The organism is Candidatus Jidaibacter acanthamoeba, assembly GCF_000815465.1.
In the GTDB taxonomy this organism is placed as follows: domain Bacteria; phylum Pseudomonadota; class Alphaproteobacteria; order Rickettsiales; family Midichloriaceae; genus Jidaibacter; species Jidaibacter acanthamoebae.
In genome coordinates, this window is sequence record NZ_JSWE01000119.1 from 1 (window position 1) to 345 (window position 345).

The following is a 345-nucleotide window of genomic DNA, read 5'->3' on the forward strand; positions in this document are numbered from 1 at the left end:
CCTGGTACCTGGATGAAACTTATATCAAGGTTAAAGGTAAATGGTTATACTTATATAGAGCAATTGATAGTAACAAAAACACTATTGATTTCTACTTAAGCAAGACACGAAATCACAAAGCAGCTAAATTATTCTTAACTAAATTACTCAATAAGAAAAATACTTATGAACCAAAAAGTATTACGGTAGATGCTAATCCCTCATATACTTTAGCTTTTACTCAATTACAAAAAGAAGGAAAATTTACCAATACAACTATAAGAAAGAACAAATATCTAAATAATATTATTGAGCAAGATCATAGACGGGTAAAATGGAAAACCAAAGATGCTATGGGTTATCATA

At 28.7% G+C, this 345-nt stretch carries 1 protein-coding gene; it reads left to right on the forward strand.

Annotated elements, in window-relative coordinates:
* Positions 1-345 (forward strand): IS6 family transposase (locus NF27_RS05545; RefSeq protein WP_039456833.1); only part of this gene is annotated, 345 nt, incomplete at both ends.